This window comes from Oleiphilus sp. HI0132 (assembly GCF_001635845.1).
This window is the reverse complement of record NZ_LWGJ01001165.1, coordinates 1-3,309: the sequence shown is the minus strand read 5'-3', so window position 1 is coordinate 3,309 and position 3,309 is coordinate 1. Positions and strand designations below refer to the sequence as shown.

The following is a 3,309-nucleotide window of genomic DNA, read 5'->3' as shown; positions in this document are numbered from 1 at the left end:
CGCAACAGAGTCTGATAACAAATCACACGAATTAAATACGCGCTCAGATAACCCATATTTTTTAGCCTGCTCTCGCCATGGTTTAATGTGCGGCGCACTTAGGTGATCATTTAAGCTCTCACGATTCGGCCACAACTCTGAAAAACGAATTAAGCCCTTATCGAATGGATCTTCCGCAACATCGTACGCAATGCATCCATCATTTTCGTGAGTGCTACGAACTAAAGCATTTAAGTGTGGTAATACTTTTTCGGTATTATCTGGAGGAAACCTTAATGATCCAAATACTGCTACTTTTGCTTTCATTGAACTTCCTTATTCATTCGTTTAATTTTAAAGAGGAGATGGGCCTCTTAATACTTTAATTAACTTTCCAGTTGTACTCTCAAAGTTATGACCACAATTAGAGCAAATGGTATTAGCTTTGTTTCTATGATTCGTAAAGATACGACTAACTAATAACCCGATTAGAATTAAAACAACTAATACAACAACAATGCTCAAAGTTCTTTACTCAATTGCCGACTTCCCTTATTGCATTTAGACATAATGACTCCCCACTAAAGAGTGCTGACCTCCAATTCGTGGGTTAGCAAAGGCCGAGCCATATTATAGTTGTTACGCTATAAATTAGAGGCCAGCACCATGCAAAAAGATAACATACTATTTATTGGTTTAGATACTCACAAAGAACAAACTCAAGTCGCTTATACCCTTGATTACCGTACCTCAGAAGTTATCGACCTAGGCCGCATTCAGTCCACCAAAGCAGGCTTTGTAAAACTTGCTCGACAATTACAATCGAAATACCCGCATGCGACACTTCACTTTGTCTATGAAGCAGGCCCTTGTGGTTATTGGATTTATCGACTTCTCACCAGCCTTGGTCACTGCTGTTTCTTAGTCGCGCCATCTCTCATCCCCAAGAAACCTGGTGAGCGAGTGAAGACAGATAAACGAGACGCTCAGAAACTCGCTCGACTACTGAAGAACAATGACCTTGACCCAATCTACGTACCTGAACCCGAAGATGAAGCGGTGCGTGACTTATCTCGCGCACGAGAAGCAGCCATGCGAGATTTAAACGATGCGAAGCATCAACTTAAATCGATGCTGCTTAGGAATAATATACGTTATACAGGTACCGCTAACTGGTCGTTAAAACATATGCGATGGCTAACCGAAATGGTGCTTCCGCACCCTTGCCAGCAAATCGTTTTACAAGAAATGATTCAGACTATTGATGAGCGCACTAAGCGATTAAAACGACTCGACAACGAGCTCACTCATCAAGTCAAGAAGTGGCGCTACTATCCTGTCGTTAAAGCAATACAAGCGATGCGTGGAATACGCCTCCTCATCGCAACAGGCGTAGTGTGTGAGCTTGGTGATCTAAGCCGATTTGATACGCCTAGAAAGCTAATGAGCTATGTCGGGCTCACCCCGAGTGAGCATTCTAGTCGCGATAAACGAAAACTTGGCAGCATTACAAAGTGCGGTAATGGACGCGTCAGAAACTGTTGATTGAGGGAGCGCACAGCTATCGGTATAGCGCACGAATATCCAAAGAAATGCAGGTAAGACAGGAAGGTCTACCTAAGGAGATTATCGATCAAGCATGGCAAGCGCAACTAAGGCTGTGAAAACGATATCAGAGGCTTATGAAGCGCGGTCAAAATTGCAATGTGGTCGTGACCGCAATAGCCCGTGAAATGATTGCCTTTATCTGGTCGATATCACGAGAAGTCATTTTACTTAAGGTCGACCCAAAAACACGTTTATCAAGAGTACCAGCTTAATGAGTTTAGCGTTAGCGCATTGGGTCAAGCAACGAGTGTGGTGTAATCACCGACGGCGTTAGGTAGGCAATGTAGCTTCATCGCATTGATCCACGAGCATAGACTGAAGACAGACACCACGACGTAAAAAGTAAGGTCGGATAGGTTCTTTAAAAAAAGAGCAACCCACGAATACCAGCATGATAACCGTCGAAATTATCTGCTTCATCTGATGCGCTAATGCTTCTTAAACAAAAGAAGTTGACTAAAAAAGAAAAAACTCTGGCCGTGCTATCGGCAGGAATTTGTGCAGTTTGCTTGACGTGGGGAGTCATACCAACGCCCGGCTAAACGGCGTAGTAACTGTGGCGACTTTTTTGGAACAAAAAAGGTGCGACTGTTACGGAGTCCGTTTGAGCCGTTGGTTATAACTTTATTTATTTGTAGCAATATGCCACAATTAATGCAGATTGTTACAGGAGCATTAACTATGGCAACTAATAGCGTAAGATTAGACCAAGATCTTATTGAAAAAGCCACCATTATGGCTAAGGCTTACAATAGGACGCCACCAAAGCAGATTGAACATTGGGCAAAAATTGGTGAAATGATGGAAGATAACCCTGATTTGCCATATGAGTTTGTAAAGCAAGCCATTATTGCCCAAGCAGAAAAAGAAGCAGGTAAGTTGGAGCGCTACGACTTTGGCTAAAGTTGAGAATATTTTACAAACGCCAACTTTTAAAAAAGCAGTAAAGAAATTAAAACCTAACCAGAAGAAAGACTTGGATAATGCTGTAAAAGAGCTTGTTAAAGACCCACTTTTAGGTGAGCAGAAACGAGGTGATCTTGCGTTTCTTAGAGTTTATAAATTTAAGATGATTAAGCAACTTACGTTACTTGGCTATAGCTATGACGAAGGTGTACTTACCCTTGAGTTGATGGCATTAGGTTCACACGAAAACTTCTACAGGGATATCAAACGTACCTTTTAGTTTGGTGTGCCCCACGAAAAGTGGACAGTTATAACTACGCAACTAACGCAGTTCGATTTTCAAATTCAACAGGACTTATATTCCCTATAGCTGAGTGTCTTCTCTTTCGATTATAAAAGACTTCAATGTAGGTAAATATACCTGTTCTTGCTTCATCCATCGACTGGTAATTCTTTGCATAAATCAATTCAACTTTTAGTCGACTAAAGAAAGATTCCATCGGTGCATTATCCCAACAGTTTCCTTTACGACTCATACTCTGCTTAAGCTGACTATTCGCGACAAAGTCGACATAACCTTGTGCGCGATACTGAACACCGCGATCAGAGTGTAATATAACCCCCTGTGTCAGGATAGTTGTCGCCTCTGTTAATTTTTAATAATTGAATAGGAGGCGGTAAGAGAATATGAGTGAAGCATTATTCAAAAGAGTTTAAAGAAGCCATTGTTAAGAAGTGGCTTGAAAGTGGGTTATCATTAAGAACGTTTTCAGCCCAGGAAAACATAAACCTATCCACCTTGTATTCCTGGCGAGA

The 3,309-nt window shown here is 41.6% G+C and carries 5 protein-coding genes and 1 pseudogene; 4 read left to right on the top strand and 2 right to left on the bottom strand.

What is annotated here, in order from left to right; genetic code table 11:
• Window positions 1–306, bottom strand: a 306-nt coding sequence (locus A3766_RS16405; protein ID WP_068642518.1) for a putative quinol monooxygenase, incomplete at its 3' end; no start/stop codon positions are given.
• 339 nt (window positions 307–645) lie between these two features.
• Here A3766_RS16405 and A3766_RS16400 point away from each other — a divergent pair.
• The 3 genes and pseudogenes from A3766_RS16400 (at window position 646) to A3766_RS16390 (ending at window position 2,773) form a co-directional block, all read left to right on the top strand.
• Window positions 646–1,799, top strand: a pseudogene (locus A3766_RS16400) (IS110 family transposase).
• A gap of 469 nt (window positions 1,800–2,268) precedes the next feature.
• Window positions 2,269–2,490 carry a hypothetical protein gene (locus A3766_RS16395; protein ID WP_068509845.1) on the top strand — a complete coding sequence of 74 codons (222 nt, stop codon included), beginning with the start codon at window positions 2,269–2,271 and terminating at the stop codon, window positions 2,488–2,490.
• Complete coding sequence (locus A3766_RS16390; protein WP_068509843.1) at window positions 2,483–2,773, top strand: type II toxin-antitoxin system RelE/ParE family toxin; 291 nt, start codon at window positions 2,483–2,485, stop codon at window positions 2,771–2,773. Before A3766_RS16395 ends, A3766_RS16390 begins: the two co-directional genes overlap by 8 nt.
• Before the next feature lie 34 nt (window positions 2,774–2,807).
• Here A3766_RS16390 and A3766_RS32695 read toward each other — a convergent pair whose 3' ends face one another.
• A complete protein-coding gene (locus tag A3766_RS32695) occupies window positions 2,808–3,029 on the bottom strand; it encodes an IS3 family transposase (RefSeq protein WP_197479602.1) in 222 nt (73 codons plus the stop codon).
• 155 nt (window positions 3,030–3,184) lie between these two features.
• Here A3766_RS32695 and A3766_RS32690 point away from each other — a divergent pair.
• Window positions 3,185–3,309: transposase (locus A3766_RS32690; RefSeq protein WP_156508931.1), on the top strand; the 125-nt coding region annotated here is incomplete at its 3' end.